17 protein-coding genes are annotated in these 20,171 nt (G+C 55.5%); 8 read left to right on the plus strand and 9 right to left on the minus strand.

Translation table 11 applies throughout. The features are described 5' to 3' along the window. Positions 1-309: 309 nt before the first annotated feature. The gene (araD, locus tag OMR58_RS15985) at positions 310-1,005 is read left to right on the plus strand and encodes an L-ribulose-5-phosphate 4-epimerase (RefSeq protein ID WP_105595714.1); all 696 of its coding nucleotides are present in this window, start codon (positions 310-312) and stop codon (positions 1,003-1,005) included. 146 nt (positions 1,006-1,151) lie between these two features. On the opposite strand, the gene OMR58_RS15990 is transcribed toward araD, so the two are convergent. The 4 genes from OMR58_RS15990 to OMR58_RS16005 form a co-directional block, all read right to left on the minus strand. After that, a complete protein-coding gene (locus OMR58_RS15990; RefSeq protein ID WP_264546384.1) occupies positions 1,152-1,868 on the minus strand; it encodes a helix-turn-helix transcriptional regulator in 717 nt (238 codons plus the stop codon). Positions 1,869-2,321: 453 nt separating this feature from the next. Then, positions 2,322-3,674 carry a glutathione-disulfide reductase gene (gene gorA, locus OMR58_RS15995; protein WP_105595716.1) on the minus strand — a complete coding sequence of 451 codons (1,353 nt, stop codon included), beginning with the start codon at positions 3,672-3,674 and terminating at the stop codon, positions 2,322-2,324. 132 nt (positions 3,675-3,806) lie between these two features. Beyond that, the gene (locus OMR58_RS16000; protein WP_264546385.1) at positions 3,807-4,595 is read right to left on the minus strand and encodes a nucleotidyltransferase domain-containing protein; all 789 of its coding nucleotides are present in this window, start codon (positions 4,593-4,595) and stop codon (positions 3,807-3,809) included. 7 nt (positions 4,596-4,602) lie between these two features. Next, positions 4,603-5,826, minus strand: a complete 1,224-nt coding sequence (locus OMR58_RS16005) for an RtcB family protein (protein ID WP_264546386.1) — start codon at positions 5,824-5,826, stop codon at positions 4,603-4,605. 192 nt (positions 5,827-6,018) lie between these two features. Between OMR58_RS16005 and rtcR the strand changes: the two genes are divergently transcribed. Both rtcR and rnz read left to right on the plus strand, forming a co-directional pair. Next, positions 6,019-7,602 (plus strand): RNA repair transcriptional activator RtcR, encoded by a 1,584-nt coding sequence (gene rtcR / locus OMR58_RS16010; protein WP_264546387.1) that lies wholly within the window; start codon positions 6,019-6,021, stop codon positions 7,600-7,602. A 61-nt stretch (positions 7,603-7,663) separates the two neighbouring features. Next, the gene (rnz, locus tag OMR58_RS16015; protein ID WP_264546388.1) at positions 7,664-8,578 is read left to right on the plus strand and encodes a ribonuclease Z; all 915 of its coding nucleotides are present in this window, start codon (positions 7,664-7,666) and stop codon (positions 8,576-8,578) included. A gap of 627 nt (positions 8,579-9,205) precedes the next feature. Here rnz and OMR58_RS16020 read toward each other — a convergent pair. Continuing rightward, positions 9,206-10,048 (minus strand): 23S rRNA (adenine(2030)-N(6))-methyltransferase RlmJ, encoded by an 843-nt coding sequence (locus OMR58_RS16020; RefSeq protein ID WP_105595722.1) that lies wholly within the window; start codon positions 10,046-10,048, stop codon positions 9,206-9,208. Between the two features lie 139 nt (positions 10,049-10,187). Continuing rightward, positions 10,188-11,012, minus strand: a complete 825-nt coding sequence (locus OMR58_RS16025) for a CPBP family intramembrane glutamic endopeptidase (protein ID WP_264546406.1) — start codon at positions 11,010-11,012, stop codon at positions 10,188-10,190. Positions 11,013-11,238: 226 nt separating this feature from the next. Here OMR58_RS16025 and prlC point away from each other — a divergent pair, with 226 nt between their 5' ends. Together prlC and rsmJ are read left to right on the plus strand one after the other, a co-directional pair. Beyond that, complete coding sequence (prlC, locus tag OMR58_RS16030; protein ID WP_264546389.1) at positions 11,239-13,281, plus strand: oligopeptidase A; 2,043 nt, start codon at positions 11,239-11,241, stop codon at positions 13,279-13,281. Between the two features lie 6 nt (positions 13,282-13,287). Continuing rightward, positions 13,288-14,040 (plus strand): 16S rRNA (guanine(1516)-N(2))-methyltransferase RsmJ, encoded by a 753-nt coding sequence (gene rsmJ / locus OMR58_RS16035; RefSeq protein ID WP_264546390.1) that lies wholly within the window; start codon positions 13,288-13,290, stop codon positions 14,038-14,040. A gap of 89 nt (positions 14,041-14,129) precedes the next feature. Here the strand turns inward: rsmJ and OMR58_RS16040 are convergent, their stop codons facing one another. Further along, positions 14,130-15,326 carry an NAD(P)/FAD-dependent oxidoreductase gene (locus tag OMR58_RS16040; RefSeq protein ID WP_264546391.1) on the minus strand — a complete coding sequence of 399 codons (1,197 nt, stop codon included), beginning with the start codon at positions 15,324-15,326 and terminating at the stop codon, positions 14,130-14,132. A gap of 133 nt (positions 15,327-15,459) precedes the next feature. On the opposite strand from OMR58_RS16040, the gene OMR58_RS16045 reads away from it, so the two are divergent. Then, positions 15,460-15,963: an RrF2 family transcriptional regulator gene (locus tag OMR58_RS16045; protein ID WP_264546392.1), complete on the plus strand. Its 504-nt coding sequence runs from the start codon at positions 15,460-15,462 to the stop codon at positions 15,961-15,963. Between the two features lie 38 nt (positions 15,964-16,001). Here OMR58_RS16045 and uspA read toward each other — a convergent pair whose 3' ends face one another. Then, positions 16,002-16,439 (minus strand): universal stress protein UspA, encoded by a 438-nt coding sequence (gene uspA, locus OMR58_RS16050; RefSeq protein ID WP_105595727.1) that lies wholly within the window; start codon positions 16,437-16,439, stop codon positions 16,002-16,004. Positions 16,440-16,771: 332 nt separating this feature from the next. Here uspA and uspB point away from each other — a divergent pair, with 332 nt between their 5' ends. Then, on the plus strand, positions 16,772-17,107 hold the full coding sequence (gene uspB / locus OMR58_RS16055; protein WP_200547192.1) for a universal stress protein UspB: 336 nt from the start codon (positions 16,772-16,774) through the stop codon (positions 17,105-17,107). An 82-nt stretch (positions 17,108-17,189) separates the two neighbouring features. On the opposite strand, the gene pitA is transcribed toward uspB, so the two are convergent. After that, entirely contained in the window at positions 17,190-18,689 is a 1,500-nt protein-coding gene (gene pitA, locus OMR58_RS16060) for an inorganic phosphate transporter PitA (RefSeq protein ID WP_200563187.1), read from the minus strand. A 242-nt stretch (positions 18,690-18,931) separates the two neighbouring features. On the opposite strand from pitA, the gene OMR58_RS16065 reads away from it, so the two are divergent. Beyond that, positions 18,932-20,116, plus strand: coding sequence for an NAD(P)/FAD-dependent oxidoreductase (locus OMR58_RS16065; RefSeq protein WP_264546393.1), 1,185 nt, complete (start codon positions 18,932-18,934; stop codon positions 20,114-20,116). Positions 20,117-20,171: the final 55 nt, after the last annotated feature.

Genomic DNA, 20,171 nt, shown 5'->3' on the forward strand with positions numbered 1-20,171 from the left:
GTGATGATTGTGATGTGCATTATGCATTTTAATGTGATTTTCATCACGTAAAAACGGGCGTTATTGCAGATAAAAAATCATCAACAGCTTTAAATCAACATAAACGGTCAAGTTGTAAATGCCCATTTATGACCGAATGCGACCGTTTGTATTTGTTTGGCGACTTTTGCCATTCTCACAGGCTTTTCGCAGCAAAGTATTAGACGTAACGTAATAACCCATCCATTCCCTTATTAATTGATGAAATAGATATTTGCAGCGCCTTAGTCATTATCTGCAAATAAATTATTTATTACGTGAGGTTTAACTATGCTGCAGAAATTAAAACAACAGGTATTTGAAGCAAACCTATTATTACCCGCCCACAAGCTGGTGACCTTTACCTGGGGAAACGTCAGCGGAATCGATCGTGAACGCGGTCTGGTGGTGATTAAGCCTTCCGGCGTGGATTATAAAGATATGCAGCCGGAGGATATGGTGGTGGTCGATCTGCAAACCGGTAAAGTGGTGGAGGGGGATAAAAAACCGTCTTCCGATACCGCGACGCATCTGGTGCTGTATCGTGCCTTTGAACATATCGGTGGTGTGGTGCACACCCACTCGCGCCACGCGACGATCTGGGCGCAGGCCGGTCAGCCGCTGAAGGCGCTGGGCACCACTCACGCCGATTATTTCTATGGCACGATCCCCTGCACCCGACTGATGCGCGACGAGGAAATTAACGGTCAGTATGAGCACGAAACCGGGAATGTCATTGTGGAAACGGTAAATCAGCAGGGGATTAGCGCGAAGGATATCCCTGCGGTGCTGGTCAACGGCCACGGTCCCTTTGCCTGGGGCACCGATGCGGATAACGCCGTGCATAATGCCGTAGTGCTGGAAGAGATCGCCTATATGAATCTGTTCACCCGTCAGCTACAGCCCGGCGTTGACAGTATGCAGCAGACGCTGCTGGATAAACACTTCCTGCGTAAGCACGGGGCGAATGCGTATTACGGGCAGTAAATATCTTTTTCAGAGATAATGCCTCACTGATTCTGGCATTGCAGCATAGTGCAACATATTGCAGCCATGCCAGGTCGGGGCAGGATTGAACCCCTGCGGAGTTTTTAGCTCCAATAGCGGTGACTAAATGTTGCTGTCACTGATTTTTATATTTCGGGCTTTATCAAGCCATGCTCTATCCCAAAACGTACGGCATGTCGTGCATTTGTTACACCCATTTTTTTGACAATGTTCGACATGTGAAATTTGACCGTGCGTAATTTGATCCCAAGAATAATACTGGTTTCCTGATAGGTTTTACCCATGCTGTACCAGTAAAGGACTTCGTTTTCTCTCTTCGTGAAAATGGTTTTCTTATCGACTTTATTGATGTTTTCCGTTGGTGGATAAGCCAGAGCAAGATATGTTTCATGTATGGATGCGAGAAGTAATGAAATATCTCCCCTTTTTTGAGTTAATTTATTAACTATCTCAGGTTTACTTCCCCGACTGGTAATGAAAGTTAACGTCGCGAGGTTATTATTAAAGTCATGAACAACAAAAGTATTTCCTTTAATCAAATCAAATTCTTCAGCCTGATCAAACAACCCGGTGTAATGATATCCGGAGTTAATTATCAGACTTTTATCCCACTCAAAAGGCGTTAATCTGGTGCGTGCAGTGATAACAACCGGATCGGTGAAGTATAATCTTTTTTCCTTATAAAACATGACCCATTCATCCGGATAGTTTGTCACGTAAAAATTTAATGACATATTACTCTTTGAAAGAACAACATAAGCCCATGTCAACTCACTAAAATCACCCAATGCATCTTCAACATAATTCTTTATAAATAACTCAATGTCTTTATCACTTTTCATCGGGTATTTTTAGCCTTGATAGCAAGAGATTTATGAACGCTATTATATAATAAAGATTTTTACTTGTGGTTATTTTTATTCTTGTTATCCATCATTTTTCACAGGTACAGGTAGAAAGTACAGTCGAAAGACTGTCCTTTTGTACAGATTATCTTTTTTGGTGAAGTGTGTTACTGTTCTGGCGGGTTTAGTATAACAATTATTTTAATTTTTTTTAGTTTTTCAGCGTCATGCATCAGGGAAGTTTAATTTTAGAATAATGATAGTGTGAAATAAGGAGATATTTTTATTTCCGTGTTTTTATCCATTCTTCGAATGGTCGTTTTCTTAAACTTCTACCATTGTTAATGGTTTATAATTAATGGGTTATAGATTCTACACTATTAATTTCAAACTCGCTAAGAAACACCTACAGAACGACCTGCAGGTGTTTTTTTAATATCAGAACAGTGCTTAACGCATAGTCACAAATTCTTCCGCGCCGGTCGGGTGGATCGCAACGGTGTTATCGAAGTCTTTCTTGGTGGCCCCCATTTTCAGTGCCACCGCAAAGCCCTGTAACATTTCATCCATGCCGTAGCCGATGCCGTGAATGCCGACAATCTTCTCATCGGCGCCGACGCAGACCAGCTTCATACGGCAAGGCTGGCGGTGCTGAGTGACGGCGGTGTACATCGCCGTAAAGGCCGATTTGTACACTTTGACCTGGTCATCGCCAAACTTCTCGCGCGCTTCCGGCTCGGTCAGGCCCACGGTGCCGATCGGCGGGTGGCTGAACACGACGGTTGGCACGTTGCTGTAGTCCAGATGCTCGTTCGGTTTGTTGTTGAACAGGCGCTCGGACAGGCGACGACCGGCGGCAACCGCCACCGGAGTCAGTTCTACCGCACCGGTGTTATCGCCCACCGCGTAGATGCCTTTCACGTTGGTATTCTGGAACTTATCAACGTTGATATAGCCTTTGTCGTTCAGCGCAACGCCGGTGACGTCCAGGTTCAGGTTGTCGGTCATCGGCTCGCGGCCAATCGCCCAGATCAGGCAATCAACGGTCTGCTCTTTACCATTTTCCAGCTGCAGGGTCAGGCTGCCGTCGGCATTCTTCACCACCGCTTTTGGAATAGATTCGGTGTGCAGCGTCGGGCCTTCGGTGTTGATCACTTCCAGCAGCGTATCGACGATCAGCGGATCGAAGGTGCGCAGCGGCGCGTGCTTACGAACGAACAGGTGGGTTTCAGAACCCAGCGCGTTCAGCACGCCGGCAATTTCAACCGCGATATAGCCTGCGCCCACCACGGCGGTGCGTTTTGGCAGCGCCTGTAGCTCAAAGAAGCCGTCGGAGTTGATGCCGTACTCGGCACCCGGAATGTTCGGCTGAACCGGGCGACCGCCGGTAGCAATCAGAATATGGTCAGCGGTAATCTTTTCGCCGTTCACTTCCACGGTGTGCGCATCAACAAAACGCGCAAAGCCTTTGATCACATCGACGTTGTTTTTACCCAGCACGTTATCGTATGAGGTGTGGATACGATCGATATAGGCGCTGCGGTTCTTCAGCAACACGTCCCAGTTATGCTGGTTAACGGTGGTGTCGAAGCCGTAGTCCGGGCCGTACTGATGGATGGCTTCAGCAATCTGTGCGGCATGCCACATTACTTTCTTCGGTACGCAGCCCACGTTCACGCAGGTGCCGCCAAGATCTTTCGCTTCGATCAGCGCACATTTCTGTCCGTACATGGCCGCACGGTTGATGGAGGCGATACCGCCGCTGCCGCCGCCGATGGCGAGATAGTCATAATGTTTGGTCATCGAATCTTCCAGTTCAGTAAGTGAGTTATTTTTCTGGGCATAAGTGTAACGCCACTCGGCCAAATGCCGCAAAGATTGCGTCTATGATTGCGATAGGGCGGAGGCACCGAGCCGAACGATGCCTTTGCCATTTCACCTCTGGGCCATGACTGTATCGCGCAGGAACCGATCCAGCTTTGTCGCATCGCGCCTTTCACTGTCGGCCAGCAGTGGGCGATCCTGCTGCTCCAGCTGGCTGCGGATAAAGGCGTGCAGGTAAGGGCGGCGCGGGCCATATTCCGCCTCATTCGCGCTGCGTTTCATTACCAGCAGCGACTCAATCTCGGCCAGCAGTTTCGGTTCGGTTATCGTGCCCGCGACCAGTTTGTCGAACCGCATGGGCGGGGTTCTCAGACCGGCTTCGATCCACATCACGGCGAGCAGTGGACGCAGCACGTAGAAATATTTCTTGAGTCGTATCTGCTCCCCTTGCAGATAGCCGCGAAAATTTTTTCTCGCCATCGACAGGTAATGGTAGCGCGCACGTCGATCGCTACAATAGTCGCGGGCCAGCGCCTGTAGCGCACTGCTGCTTTCGGTATGCTGGCGATAAACGATCGGCGAGTCCAGCCACTCCATCAGCGTGGGGTTAGCGGCCTGCATCAGGCCAAGCGTTTTACGTAACTCCCAGCCGCACACATCCAGCTCGTCATCTATCGGCATTTCGATCACATCGCGCGGCGGCATTACCCGCAGATACCATTCCGGCTGATGTACATAGATGAAGCGCACATCATAATCGCTGTCCGGTGAGGCAAAACCCCAGCCGCGGCTGCCCGATTCGCAGGCGTACAGGATTCGCACCCCGTGCTTTGCTTCCGTTTCTTCCAGCGTTGCCAATATTCTGCTGCGCATTTCGCGGCTTATCGTCTGTTCCATCATTCACTCCTTATCCTTTTACGCACACCACCTGGCGCAGGGTGTGGACAATTTCTACCAGCGAGGCCTGGGCGGCCATCACCGCGTCGATATCTTTGTAGGCCATCGGGATTTCATCGATGACGTTACTGTCTTTACGGCACTCAACGTGTGCCGTTGCGCGCTGCTGGTCGGCTACGGTGAAACGGTTTTTCGCCTCGGTACGGCTCATCACGCGCCCGGCGCCGTGGCTGCATGAGCAGAAGCTCTCTTCATTGCCCAGCCCGCGCACGATAAAGCTTTTCGCCCCCATCGAGCCGGGAATAATCCCCATTTCGCCTTTGCGCGCGGAAACCGCACCTTTACGCGTGATCAGCACCTCTTCGCCGAAATGCTGTTCGCGCTGCACATAGTTGTGGTGGCAGTTAACCGCCTGTTCCTCGGCGATAAACGGTTTGGTTACCGCCTGCGCCAGCGCCGCCAGCGTCTGCTGCATCATCACCATGCGGTTGTGGCGGGCGTAGTCCTGTGCCCATTCCACCGCCTGCAGATAGTCATCAAAATGCGCGCTGCCTTCGGCAAAATAGGCCAGATCGCGGTCCGGCAGGTTGGCGATGTGCTGGCGCATATCCTGCTGTGCCAGAGTAATAAACAGGTTGCCGATGGCATTGCCAACGCCGCGCGACCCGCTGTGCAGCATCACCCATACCCGCTCGGCTTCATCCAGGCAGAGCTCGATAAAGTGATTACCTGTACCGAGCGTGCCGAGATGCTGGTAGTTATTGGTTTTCAGCAGTGCAGGGTACTTATCCGTAATACGTTTGAAGCCCTGTTCCAGCGCCTGCCAGTGGTTATCAACCACGCCAGGTGGATTCTGCCACGCCCCGCGATCCCGGCCCGACCGTCCGCTGCTGCGGCCGTGAGGCACCGCCCGTTCAATTGCGCTGCGAATGCCGAGCAGATTATCCGGCAGATCGGCGGCCGTTAGTGAGGTACGCACGGCAATCATGCCGCAGCCAATATCCACGCCGACCGCTGCCGGGATAATCGCCCCTTTGGTCGGTATCACGCTGCCAATCGTGGAGCCTTTTCCGACGTGAACGTCCGGCATCACTGCCAGATGTTTAAAGATAAACGGCATTTTGGCGGTATTCAGCAGCTGCTGCTGTGCTTTCGGATCGACCGGTACGCCATGCGTCCACATTTTTACCGCAGCGCCGTCGGGGTTCTGCAACTGCTGCCATTCATTTGCCATCTGTTATTCCTTTTGCTTAACGTGGGTGACGAACCACTATTGCCAGAAGCGTGCCATTGCGGGTTTTAGCCGTGAATTTATTTTTAACTTTATGAATAATATGGTTTTTAAAAAATATTTTTGATGATCGATATTGATGCTGTAAGTTAGATTATTATCTTTTTATCTCGCTTTTTATATTTAAGGATAAACATGAAGCGTCGGGTTGTGATTGGCATGCTGGGCACCACGCTGGATAAACGCGGGAAACGCCATAACCGCTGGAACAAATGGCGGCCCACCGTCGGTCTTTGTATGCAGCCGGGTTTTGCCATTGACCGACTGGAGCTGCTGCACGGCGACAACAGCCTGCAGCTGGCCGGGCAGGTGGTGGAAGACGTGGCGCAGGTATCACCGGCGACGCAGGTTCAGCTCAACGAAATCGTACTCCGCGATCCCTGGGATTTTGAAGAGGTGTACGGCGCACTGCTTGAGTTTGCCAGCCGCTATACGTTTGATACGGAAAATGAAGAGTATCTGGTCCACATTACGACCGGGACGCACGTGGTGCAGATCTGCTGGTTCCTGCTCACGGAAGCGCGCTATCTGCCCGCCCGCCTGCTGCAAACCGGACCGGGCCAGAACGAGGGTGAACCCAAAACGGCAGGGGCTTATTCGATTATCGATCTGGATCTGCGCCGTTATGCCACGCTGACCAGCCGTTTTATGCGTGAACAGGCCGCATCGGTTTCGCTGTTGAAGGGCGGTATTGCCACGCGAAACACCACCTTCAACACGCTTATCGAACAGATTGAGCGGGTGGCGCTGCGTTCCACGGCTCCCATTCTGCTTACCGGCCCCACCGGGGCGGGCAAATCGTTTCTGGCCGAGCGCATCTGGCAGCTGCGCCAGTCGCGGCATCGGGTCAAGGGCAGGCTGGTCGCCGTTAACTGCGCTACCCTGCGCGGTGATAATGCCATGTCGACGCTGTTCGGCCATGTGAAAGGTGCCTTCACCGGCGCGCAGCAGGCGCGAAACGGCCTGCTGCGTGAAGCGGACGGTGGCATGTTGTTCCTTGATGAAATCGCCGAGCTGGGGCTGGATGAGCAGGCGATGCTGCTGAAGGCGATTGAAGAAAAGCGTTTTTTGCCTTTCGGCAGTGATAAAGAGGTGAGCAGCGATTTTCAGCTGATCGCCGGTACGCATCGCGACCTGCGGCAGCGGGTGGCGGAAGGGCGCTTCCGCGAAGATCTCTTCGCGCGTATCAATATGTGGACCTTTACGCTGCCGGGTCTGGCACAGCGGCGTGAGGACATCGAGCCTAACCTGGAGTATGAACTGCTGCGTTATGCTGGCGACAGTCAGTCACAGGTGCGGTTTGAACCGCCAGCGAGGCAGCGTTTTTTGCAGTTTGCCTGTTCGCCTGAAGCCCGCTGGCCGGGAAATTTTCGCGAGTTAAGCGCTTCTGTAACGCGGATGGCGACGCTGGCGGATGAAGGGCGTATCGGTAGCGAGCAGGTGGAAGAGGAGATTGCCCGGCTGCGCCGCAGTTGGTATCAGGTAGAGGGCGGCAGTTTGCCGGAGGGGATGGTTGAGCTGGATCTCTTTGATCGTACCCAGCTGGAAAGCGTACTGGCGATTTGCCGCACGTCATCGTCGCTGTCCGATGCCGGACGCAGGCTGTTTGCCGTATCCCGCCAGCAGAAAAAGCAGCCCAACGATGCCGACCGCCTGCGTAAGTATCTGGCCCGTTTCGATCTGAGCTGGGAGCAGCTGCACGGGGATAACCAGTGCTAAACTCGCCCTCTTTTTCTCCTGCTCGCCGCAGGAAACAACGCTATGACGGAGTAGAAAGCGTATGGAATTACAGTTTTTAGGTACCGGTGCAGGTACCCCGAGCCGCGAGCGAAATGTTACCAGCATTTCGCTGAACCTGAGTGAATACAATCGCGGCAGCTGGCTGTTTGACTGCGGAGAAGGGACCCAGCATCAGATCCTGCGTACGCCGATTAAGCCGGTGAAAATTGAGAAAATCTTTATTACCCATCTGCACGGCGATCATATTTTCGGCCTGCCGGGGTTGCTGACCAGCAGGTCGATGAACGGTGCCACCGAGCCGTTAACGCTATACGGCCCGGTGGGAATTAAGACCTTTGTGGAAACCTCGCTACAGCTGAGCGGGTCGTGGCTGACTTTCCCGCTGGAGATCGTTGAGATTACCGCCGGAGAGGTGTGCAACGACGAGCAGTTTCGCGTTACCGCGTTTCCGCTGACTCATCCGGTGGAGTGTTACGGCTACCGGATTGATGAGCATGACAAACCCGGCGCGCTGGATGCGGAGCGGCTGAAAGCGGACGGCTATCTGCCCGGCCCTTACTATTACGATTTAAAGCAGGGGCGCAGCGTGACGCTCGATGATGGTCGGGTGGTGAATGGCTGGGACTATCTGGGTAGTTCCATCAAGGGGCGCAGTCTGGCGATCTTTGGCGATACGGCACCCACTGCGGCGGCAACCGATCTGGCGGCGGGTGTTGATGTGATGGTGCATGAGGCGACGCTGGAAGTGGCGATGGAAGAAAAAGCCAACGGTCGCGGTCATTCCTCGACGGTGCAGGCGGCCAGGGTGGCGAAGGAGAGCGGGGCGAAGCGGCTGATTATCACCCATCTGAGTTCGCGTTATTTACGTCAGGACTGTGAGCGGCTGTTGGATGAGTGCCGGGCGGTGTTTCCGGTGACGGAGATGGCGCATGATTTTGCGGTGTTTGTTGTCTGACAGATCGGGGTTGTACAGTCTGGTGCTCTGGTGCTCTGGTGCTCTGGTGCCTGCGCTGACGGGGCGTGGCCACGCCCCGTCAGCGCTGTGACTTCTGGTATTGCCTGCAAGGGATAATCCGGCCTGACGTTTAATGTTGTAGATAAGCCGCTGATGTCACCGGCCCTGCGTACCGACGTACAGTTGAGCGTTGAGAAAGAAAAACAGATTTACCGAACGAAGAGCGAACCCCTGACTTAACGGAAAGCGAGCACGAAAACTGAAGGAGAACGGCCTCTGCGGCGGCAAAGTGGCAATCCGCAGCGCTGAGGTGGAGGCAACTGACCAGGAGACGACAGCAGGGACGCTGGCGTCAGTTTGAGTGCGGGCAGGAAGCCCGCTCTCAAACGGTCCGTCGGTCAGATGCCGGAGACGAGGGCACCGCGCAAAGCGCGGCGCGAGGACCGCCCGCCGCCGCCGCAGAGGCCGTACTCCCGCACGACTCACGCAGCCTCCGCACTGAATACCGTGCTCCCGCACGACTCACGCAGCCACCTGCACTGAATACCGTACTCCCGCACGACTCACGCAGCCATCCGCACTGAATACCGAACTCCCCGCACGACCCACGCAGCGAACCCGCAGAAATTACTCCGGAACGATCCACTCAACCTTAGAATGCCCGGTCCCGGACGGCACCAGCACTTTTTCCAGCCACGGCAGCACATTCTTCATCTGCTGCTCCAGCTTCCACGGCGGGTTAACCACAATCATCCCCGACGCTGTCATGCCGAAACGGTCGCTGTCCGGGCGCACGCCCAGCTCGATCTGCAGAATACGGCGAATGCCGGTAGCTTCCAGCTCTTTACACATGCGCTTAATCTGCTGACGCAGCACCACCGGATACCACAGCGCATAAACGCCGGTACTGAAGCGCTTATAACCCTCTTCGATACCCTTCACGACGGCCTGATAGTCGCTTTTCAGCTCGTAAGGTGGGTCGATCAGCACAAAACCACGGCGGGACAGCGGCGGCAGCTTGGCTTTCAGCTGCTGATAGCCATCGGCACGATCGGTGCGCGCGCGGCTGTCTTTCAGGAACTCACCGCGCAGCAGCGGGAAATCGCTGGAGTGCAGTTCGGTCAGCTGTAGCTTGTCGTATTCACGCAGCAGGTAGCGCGCAATCAGCGGAGAACCCGGGTAGTAGCGCAGCTTGCCGTTAGGATTCAGATCCTTAACCGCTTTAATATACGGCTCAAGCTCGGCAGGGAGATCGTCCTGCTGCCAGATGCGGGCGATGCCTTCCAGATATTCGCCGGTACGCTCCGCATGCTCACCGCTCAGCAGATACCGACCGGCGCCCGCGTGGGTGTCGAGGTAAAGATAGGGTTTATCTTTCTCGTTCAGCGAACTGATAATCAGGCTTTGTACGGTGTGCTTAAGTACATCGGCGTGGTTGCCGGCGTGAAAACTGTGGCGATAGCTGAGCATTATTTATCCTGTTGATTTTATGCGGCTTTAATTGATGGTGAATCAATTTTCTACAATTATTACCCCACGGATTACCCTACAGAACGGCGCACAGCAACGGATGCAGGAAAAAGCATGAGAACGAATTGTGCCGATTATATCAGGTCGGCAGGCGTTGCCATACAGGATAGGTGAAGAACAGCAGGTGCAGCATATTAAAGGAAAAATGCACCAGCGTAGCCACCCAAAGACGTCCGCTCCACAGCCAGGCCAGACCGTAAATCACGCCCGTCAGCGTGGCGAAAAATACCAGCATCAGTCCACCAGAAAAGTGTGCCAGGCCAAATAATACCGAGGCAATCAACAGCGCGCGCTTATCGCCCAGGAACTGGCTCAGGCGCTGCTGAATATAGCCACGGAACAGGGCTTCTTCCGCCAGACAGACGAAAAACAGGTTGGCGAGCATAAACGAGCCAATCCAGGTTGGAATATGAGGCTCCACCCGCAGCGCGCCGATAACGGTTGCCACCAACAGCAGCAGAGGCATCGACAGCATCAGTATCAGCCACCACAGCGGATTCTGCGGCTGCTGTGACGGACGGGCGATAAGCGTTGGCATACAGCCCAGCAGCAGGAAGGGGATCAGCGCTTTATCAAGATTAAAATAGAAGGTGAACGGCAGGCTCTGCGGCCCGGCCTGCACGCCTGAAGCCGCGATTTGATTATTAAAACCTGGGATCATATGTAGCCCCAGCGCGATTGCGCCAGCAACCAGCAGGATCTCGCCCGGTAGCGCAAACGGCGTTTGCCGCTGGCGATATCCCCAGCAAATAGCGATGCAGAACATAATGCCAAGAGCAATAATACCCGGTGGCAGCAGCGTTTGATCGATAATCGCCATTGCCAGAGCAATAAATAACAATACCAGTGAGCTGCGCAGACTAAATGACAAGAACAGCAAAGACAGCGCCAGCAAAAACCACATCATTTCACTCCCTGTTTAAATGAGTAATACGGCGTAACAAAGCGAAAGAGTATGCAATGCCGACCCGGCACCAGCAAAGCCGAACGTGCGGTGAGAAGCCGCTCCGATAGCCGATGAAGGGGAGATGTTACGCTGGCAACCATTGATTTTCGCTACACTTAGCCTCATGTTAAAGAAATCGTGCGTAAAAACGCGCTCCTTACACCGATTAAAGGACTACTGCGCTATGACCAACCCGTTACTTTCTTCGTTTACTCTTCCTCCGTTTTCCGCCATCAAGCCTGAACATGTGGTTCCCGCCGTGACCCAGGCACTGGATGATTGCCGTGCGGCGGTTGAGAAAGCTGTTGCCCAGGGTGCGCCCTACAGCTGGGATAACCTGGTGCAGCCGCTGGCAGAAGTCGACGATCGTTTAAGCCGCCTGTTCTCCCCGGTCAGCCACCTGAATTCGGTAAAAAACAGCCCGGAGCTGCGCCAGGCCTACGAACAAACCCTGCCGCTGCTGTCGGAATACAGCACCTGGGCGGGCCAGCATGAAGGGCTTTATCAGGCATATCGCGATCTGAAAGAGGGCAGCCACTACGCCGCGCTCGATCTGGCACAGAAAAAAGCGGTCGATAACGCACTGCGTGATTTCGAGCTGTCCGGTATCGGCCTGTCGAAAGAGAAGCAGCAGCGCTACGGTGAAATCGCCGCACGCCTCTCCGAGCTGGGTTCGACCTACAGCAACAACGTGCTGGATGCGACCATGGGCTGGAGCAAGCTGATTAGCGATGAAAGCGAACTGTCCGGCATGCCGGAAAGCGCGCTGGCCGCCGCGAAAGCGCAGGCTGAAGCGAAAGAGCAGCAGGGCTGGCTGCTGACACTGGACATCCCAAGCTATCTGCCGGTGATGACCTACTGCGACAACCAGGCGCTGCGTGAAGAACTGTACCGCGCCTACTCGACTCGTGCGTCCGACCAGGGTCCAAACGCCGGGAAGTGGGACAACAGCGAAGTGATGGCCGAAGAGCTGGCCCTGCGCCACGAGCTGGCCCAGCTGCTGGGCTTTGACTCCTTCGCGCATAAATCACTGGCGACCAAGATGGCGGAAAGCCCGGCGCAGGTGATCGACTTCCTGACCGATCTGGCGAAACGTGCACGTCCGCAGGCGGAGCAGGAGCTGGCCGAGCTGCGCGCTTTTGCGAAAAAAGAGTTCGGCGTGGACGAACTGCAGCCGTGGGATCTGACTTACTACGGTGAAAAGCAGAAACAGCACCTGTACTCGATCAGCGACGAGCAGCTGCGTCCGTACTTCCCGGAGCAGCGTGCGCTGAGCGGCCTGTTTGAAGTGGTGAAACGCATTTACGGCATCACCGCCAGTGAACGCAAAGATGTCGATGTGTATCACCCCGACGTGCGTTTCTTCGACCTGTTTGACGAAAGCGGCGAACTGCGCGGCAGCTTCTATCTGGACCTTTACGCGCGCGAGCACAAGCGCGGCGGTGCCTGGATGGATGACTGCGTTGGCCAGATGCGCAAAGCCGACGGCAGCCTGCAAAAGCCGGTGGCCTATCTGACCTGTAACTTCAACCGCCCGCTCGGCGGCAAGCCTGCGCTGTTCACCCACAACGAAGTGACTACCCTGTTCCATGAGTTCGGTCACGGCCTGCACCATATGCTGACCCGCATTGAAACCCCGGGCGTATCCGGCATCAGCGGTGTGCCGTGGGATGCGGTCGAGCTGCCGAGCCAGTTTATGGAAAACTGGTGCTGGGAGCCGGAAGCGCTGGCGTTTATCTCCGGTCATTATGAAACCGGTGAGCCGCTGCCGCAGGAACTGCTGGAAAAAATGCTGGCCGCGAAAAACTACCAGGCCGCGCTGTTTATCCTGCGCCAGCTGGAGTTCGGCCTGTTCGACTTCCGCCTGCATACCGAGTTCGACCCGGCGAAAGGCGCACAGATCCTGGAAACGCTGAAAGAAGTGAAAGCGCTGGTCGCCGTAGTGCCGGGTCCATCGTGGGGCCGCTTCCCGCACGCCTTCAGCCACGTCTTTGCCGGTGGCTATGCCGCAGGCTACTACAGCTATCTGTGGGCGGATGTGCTGGCAGCGGATGCGTACTCGCGCTTTGAACAGGAAGGGATCTTCAACCGTGAAACCGGGCAGTCGTTCCTCGATAACATCCTGACGCGCGGCGGTTCCGAAGAGCCAATGGAGCTGTTTAAACGCTTCCGTGGCCGCGAGCCGCAGCTGGATGCGATGCTGAAACACTACGGCATCAAGGGATAAGCGGTTTTGAACATCTGTTTACTGGATGAAACGGGCACCGGAAACGGTGCCTTATCTATTCTGGCCGATCGCTGGCAGCTGACGCATGACGACAGTGCCGTAATGGCGCTGGTGATGACCGCCACGCACCTTGAACTGCGCAAGCGCGACGAGCCGAAACTCGGCGGCATTTTCGTGGATTTCGTCGGTGGTGCGATGGCACATCGCCGCAAGTTCGGCGGCGGTCGCGGTGAGGCGGTGGCAAAAGCCGTCGGCATTAAAAGTGGCTATCTGCCGGATGTGGTCGATGCCACGGCGGGTCTGGGGCGCGATGCGTTTGTGCTGGCGTCCGTGGGCTGCCGCGTGAGAATGCTGGAGCGTAATCCGGTAGTGGCAGCACTGCTGGATGACGGCCTGGCACGCGGCTATGCCGATGCGGAGATTGGCCCGTGGCTGCGCGAGCGGCTGACGCTGCTGCACGCCTCCAGCCTGACGGCGCTGACGGATATCACGCCGCGCCCGCAGGTGGTGTACCTTGATCCGATGTTTCCGCACAAACAGAAAAGCGCGCTGGTGAAGAAAGAGATGCGGGTGTTTCAGTCGCTGGTCGGGCCGGACCTCGATGCCGACGGGCTGCTGCAACCGGCGCGTCAGCTGGCGACCAAACGGATCGTCGTAAAGCGCCCGGACTATGCGCCGCCGCTGGCCGATGTGGCCACGCCGAACGCGGTGACAACCAAAGGCCATCGCTTTGATATTTATGCGCCGTTAACAGCGTAACGGCGCGATCGTAATGTTGGGCACGGTCTGCGGGAGCACCCAGGCCGTGCCCTTTTTTTTGCCTTTAGCCCGTGCGGGTTAGGCTGCGATCACACAAACGGCGCGAGCGGGTCGGCGATCCTGAACGCGGTGGCCTTATCGGCTGCCGGTGGGTAGATCAGTTCGCTGACGATCGACACTTTCAGCTTTTTCGCTTCCGCCCGCGTCAGCTTAACCTGCTGATCCCAGCCTTCGCTATAGACCGCGCCCCACGCACCCAGATCGAGGCAGGTGACGTAGTTTTCCTGACGATAAGGCAGCGGCGCGATATCCAGCAGGCTCGCCGCCGCGTTGTTACCGGCAAATTTACCGAGCTGAATCGCGTGCTGGCAGGTCATCAGCGCGTGGTTGCCGCTGTCGTCGGTGGCGGCATACGCCACGTCGCCGGTGGCATAAATCTCTTCATGACCGATGACCTGCAGCTGGGCGTTAACATGCAGGCGGCCCTGGCGATCGCGCGGTGCGTCAATCTGCGTCGTCAGATCGTTGGCCTGTACGCCAACGGTCCAGATAACGGTCTGCGCGGCAATTGTCTGCCCGTCTTTCAGCGTCACGCCTTCTGCCGTCACCTGCTCCACTTCCGCATTGACCTTCCACTCCACGCCCAGCTCGGTGGAAGCCTCGATAATCACATTGCGTAGCTCCTCGCTGAATCGCGCGGCTGGCTGAGGGCCGCGTTCAATGACCACCACGCGGGTTTTTGCCTGGGCGCCGAGGATCTCCCGCAGGCGTGCCGGAAGTTCGGTCGCCATCTCAATACCGGTGAAGCCACCGCCGCAGACCACCACGGTGTTACGTGTTGGGCTGTCCAGGCGCTGAGCCAGGCCGTTAAGGTGCTGCTCCAGGACTTCGGCGCTCTCCAGCTGGTCGAGGTCAAACGCGTGCTCTGCCACGCCCGCCACCTGCGAACGATTAACGTGGCTGCCGCTGGCCAGAATCAGGCGGTCATAGCGCTGCTGCTGCACGGTGCCGGATTCGTCACGCCAGCTGACCCGGCGAGCCGCCGCATCGATCTGACTGACCGTACCGCGCAGGAAATTCACCCCGGTGACGTCGAACAGCGGCTGCAAAGGGGCAACCAGCGAACGCACGGCGCTTTCATAAAAACGCGGGCGCACGCGCAGCTCCGGCTGTGGGGCGATCACGGTGATGTCGATATCGGCATTGCCTTCTGCCAGCCGTGCGGCGCTTAGCGCTGACCACATACCCGAGAAACCTGCACCGACGATCAGAATCTGTTTACGCATTTTACTGTCACTCTTGTTACGGTTATTAACTCGGATTGTATTTGTCGGAGTTTGAAAAAGCAAAGGTGATTTGTGCGCAAGCTGGCGCTGAAAACGCTACACTAGCGCGAGTTAACAGGGTTGAGATAAGTACATGGCTTTCTATAGTTCTGGCGTTGAGTACGGCATTCACAGCCTGATGTTTATGGTTGATAGCAGCGGGGACGCGCGTGAAATGAGCGTGCGGGAGATTGCCGATCTGCAAAATGTGCCCTACGACTATCTGGCCAAGATCTTTACCCGCCTGTCAAAAGCGGGGCTGGTGCGCAGCAGTGAAGGCAAGGGCGGCGGTTTTCAGCTGGCGCTGCCTGCCGCCAACATTACGCTGCTCGACGTGGTGAACGCCATTGACGGCGAAAAACAGGTGTTTGCCTGCCGTGAGATCCGCCAGCGCACGGTCATTTTCGATGAAACGCCGCCGGAGTGGGCCTGCTCGGGGATTTGCGGGGTGCGTTCGGTGATGGAGATGGCGCAGCAGCGCATGGAAGAGTCGCTGGCACAGCACTCTATTCAGGATTTAGCGCTGAAGATGTACCGCAAGGCACCGCAGACGTTCGTGGTGGAAGTCCAGGACTGGATTGAAGCACGGCGGCAATAAAAAGGCCGGGCGAACCCGGCCTGTGCAAGACAACGAGCTTAGTCTTCGTCTTCGTCGTTCAGCGGCACAATCAGCATATCAATGTGCACGGTATTGATCAGCTGGCGGGCGGAAGACATCAGTTTGCTCCAGAAGTCCTGATGGTGGCCGCAGACCACCAAATCCACCTGATACTGCTTAATCGCATCAACCAGCACCTGGCCGAGATCGCCGCTGCCGCTAAGGGTTTCAGCAATCGGATAACCGGCGCTGTTAGACAGCTCGGTCAGCGCGGTGTGGGTTTCTTCCGAAATCCGTTTCTGCATATCACCCAAATTAACGTCGATCAGACCGGTGTAGAGGTCGGAATAATTCACATCAACGTGGATCAATGAGACTTTTGCATCATAAGGACGAGCCATCGATACTGCTTTATCAACCAGCAGTTTACTCTCAGGCGACAGGTCAACAGCAATCAGAATATGTTTGTAAGCCATGATGAATACTCCTTTTCGCGTAAGTTCTGATACATGCGGGATACGATTTAGTATAGCGAAATTTGTTAAAGGATGTTGTGGCAGCCTGCGGTCTTTGCGAACAGGATCAACATGAATTTTCCTCCGTTTATCGGGGATGTCGTACAGAGTGCTGGAAAAATTTTGTGCAGATCTCCTACACTGATAAGAGGCGCCAGTCAGCGCTTTCTTATCGCCTCATCCGGCTGACCGCCGTATCGGGCCGATATCGATAACAGGGGCAGTTCAACCATCGCAGGGCGCAGAGGTTTGTCCGTCTGACGTTTTCTGTGGTGAATGGCCGGGAGGGGATCATGATCAGCACCATCGCGCTTTTCTGGGCTCTTTGTGTCGTTTGTGTGGTGAATATGGCGCGCTATTTCTCTTCGCTGCGCGCCTTGCTTGTGGTGTTACGCGGTTGCGATCCTTTGCTGTATCAGTACGTCGATGGCGCGGGATTTTTTACCTCGCACGGGCAGCCGGGCAAGCAGGTTCGGCTGGTGTACTACATCTGGGCCCAGCGCTATCTCGATCATCACGACGATGAGTTTATCCGCCGCTGTCGGCGCGTGCGCGGCCAGTTTATCCTGACCAGTTCCCTCTGCGGGCTGGTGGTTATCAGCCTGATTGGCCTGGCTATCTGGCATTAAGCGCGGCGTACAGCCATAAAAAAAGCGGACCGAAGTCCGCTTTCTACACTTTTTGCGTGACGGGCAACCCCGCCGCGCTGGCTTAAATCAGCTTCAGCGCAATCCAGTACAGCACACCGGAAAGAATAATCGATACCGGCAGGGTAAATACCCACGCCAGCAGGATATTCTTAATGGTGCGGCCCTGAACGCCACCGCCGTCAACCAGCATCGTACCCGCCACCGAGGAGGAGAGAACGTGAGTGGTTGAAACCGGCATCCCGGTATAACTTGCCACGCCAATCGAGACCGCCGCCGTCATCTGCGCCGACATTCCCTGAGCGTAAGTCATGCCTTTCTTACCGATTTTTTCACCGATAGTGGTCGCCACGCGACGCCAGCCAACCATCGTACCTAACGACAGAGCCAGTGCCACCGCCACGATAATCCATACCGGGGCATACTCGATGGTGTTCAGCAGATCGCCTTTCAGCTTGGTCAGGAAGCGTTTATCTTCCGCGCTGGTTTCCGGCAGCTTGGCTGCTTTTTCCGCCGTATCCGAGATACACATCAGCATGCGGCGCAGATGGCTGCGCTGCTCAACGGTCAGTGAATCGTAGCTGGACAGGTCGTTCAGCAGTCCCTGAGCACGCTGGATAACCGGCAGCGCGCGCGCGGCATCACAGTGGAACTCCTGAGGACCGGACGGCACGTCTTCCGGCGACGGAATCGCCGGTGGCGACATCTGAATGATGTGCGTCAGCGAAGCGGCATGCTGCTGGTAATACTGCTCCAGATGGTTAACGGCATCACGCGTACGGGTGATGTCATAACCGGTGGAATTCATATTGACCACGAAGCCTGCCGGCGCCACGCCAATCAGCACCAGCATAATCAGACCAATGCCTTTCTGGCCGTCATTTGCACCGTGTGAATAGCTAACGCCAATCGCGGAAACGATCAGAGCGATACGGGTCCAGAACGGCGGCTTTTTCTTGCCATCGATCTTTTCACGTTCCGCTGGCGTCATGTGGACACGCATACGCTTCTTGTTCCCGCTCCAGTAACGGCGCAGCAGGAACACCAGTCCGCCAGCAACAACCAGGCCAACAATCGGCGAGACAATCAATGACATAAAGATGCCAATCATTTTCGGCACGTTCAGCGCATCAACCACCGAGGTTCCGGTCAGCAATGCGTTAGTCAGGCCGATACCGATAATGGCACCAATCAGGGTGTGGGAGCTGGAAGCCGGTAACCCAAAATACCAGGTTCCGAGGTTCCATATAATGGCGGCAAGCAGCATGGAAAAGACCATTGCCAGCCCGTGAGCCGATCCAACGTTCAATAACAGATCGGTGGGTAACAGATGGACAATGGCATAAGCTACGCTCAGGCCGCCCAACAGTACACCAAAGAAGTTGAACACCCCTGCCATGACGACCGCTAACTGCGAACGCATTGCACGAGTGTAGATCACGGTTGCGACCGCGTTGGCTGTATCGTGGAAGCCGTTAATCGCTTCATAAATCAATACAAACAACAAAGCCAGAACCAGTAACAAGCCGGTATGAAAATCAAGACCAGCAAATAGATGTAGCATAAGCGTTACGCCATTTTGGAGGACATGAACGCGGCGCATTATCAGCGACAAACCGCACTGGGGGAAAGTGAAATATAGACTTTTTTTGACATTAATGTGTCACTATAGTGACAATACCCTAAGAAAATTATGGTAAATCATTAAGTTACAAATTGTTTCCGCTGAGGTTTCCCCTGATGCTGGTATCCCTCCCGCCAACTCTCTACAATCAGCGTTTTTGTCGGGCAGTGCCGGGGTGAGCAGTGGAAAAATATGACGTTATCGTAATTGGCGCAGGGGCTGCGGGCCTGTTTTGTGCGGCGCAGGCGGGCCAGAAAGGGCTGCGCGTACTGCTGATTGATAATGGCAAAAAGGCCGGGCGTAAAATCCTGATGTCCGGCGGTGGCCGCTGCAACTTCACCAATCTGTATACCGAACCGGCGGCCTACCTGTCGCACAACCCTCACTTTTGTAAATCCGCACTGGCGCGTTATACGCAGTGGGATTTTATCGATATGGTGAACCGCCACGGCATTGCCTGGCATGAGAAAACCCTCGGCCAGCTGTTCTGCGATGATTCTGCCCAGCAGATTGTCGATCTGCTGCTGAAAGAGTGCGAGGTGGGGAACGTGACGCTGCGGCTGCGCAGCGAAGTGATGTCCGTGGTGCGTGGCGATTCGGGCTATACGCTTCAGCTGAATGGCGCTGAGGTGCAGGCGGAAAAACTGGTGATTGCCAGTGGCGGTCTGTCGATGCCGGGGCTGGGCGCATCGCCGTTTGGCTATAAAATTGCCGAACAGTTCGGGCTGAAGGTGTTCCCGACCCGCGCCGGGCTGGTGCCGTTCACCCTGCACAAGCCGCTGCTGGAACAGCTACAGACGCTCTCCGGCGTGTCGGTGCCGTCGGTGATGACGGCGGAAGACGGCACGGTGTTTAAAGAAGCGCTGCTGTTTACCCACCGCGGCCTGTCCGGCCCGGCGGTGCTCCAGCTTTCCAGCTACTGGCAGCCGGGTGAGTTTGTCACCATCGATCTGTCGCCGCAGCAGGATATCGATGCGTTTATTAATGAAGAGCGTAATCAGCACCCGAACCAGAGTCTGAAAAATACCCTGGCGAAACTGCTGCCGAAGCGGCTGGTCGAGTGCCTGCAATTGCTGGGCCATGTGCCGGAATGCACCCTGAAACAGCTCAACAGCCGCCAGCAGGGCGAGCTGGCGACCACCCTGCATCAGTGGCGCGTGCAGCCGAACGGCACCGAAGGCTACCGCACCGCCGAAGTCACCCTGGGCGGCGTGGACACCACACAGCTTTCCTCGAAAACCATGGAGGCCCGCGACGTGCCGGGGCTGTACTTTATTGGCGAAGTGGTGGACGTGACCGGCTGGCTGGGGGGGTATAACTTCCAGTGGGCGTGGAGCTCCGCCTGGGCTTGTGCGCAGGCGCTGTGATGTTTTAAGGACGGAAAATTCAGTCGATATCTGGTTATTCTTTCCTCAATAAGGG

The sequence above is a fragment of the Erwinia sp. INIA01 genome, from assembly GCF_025947915.1.
Lineage (GTDB): Bacteria > Pseudomonadota > Gammaproteobacteria > Enterobacterales > Enterobacteriaceae > Erwinia > Erwinia coffeiphila.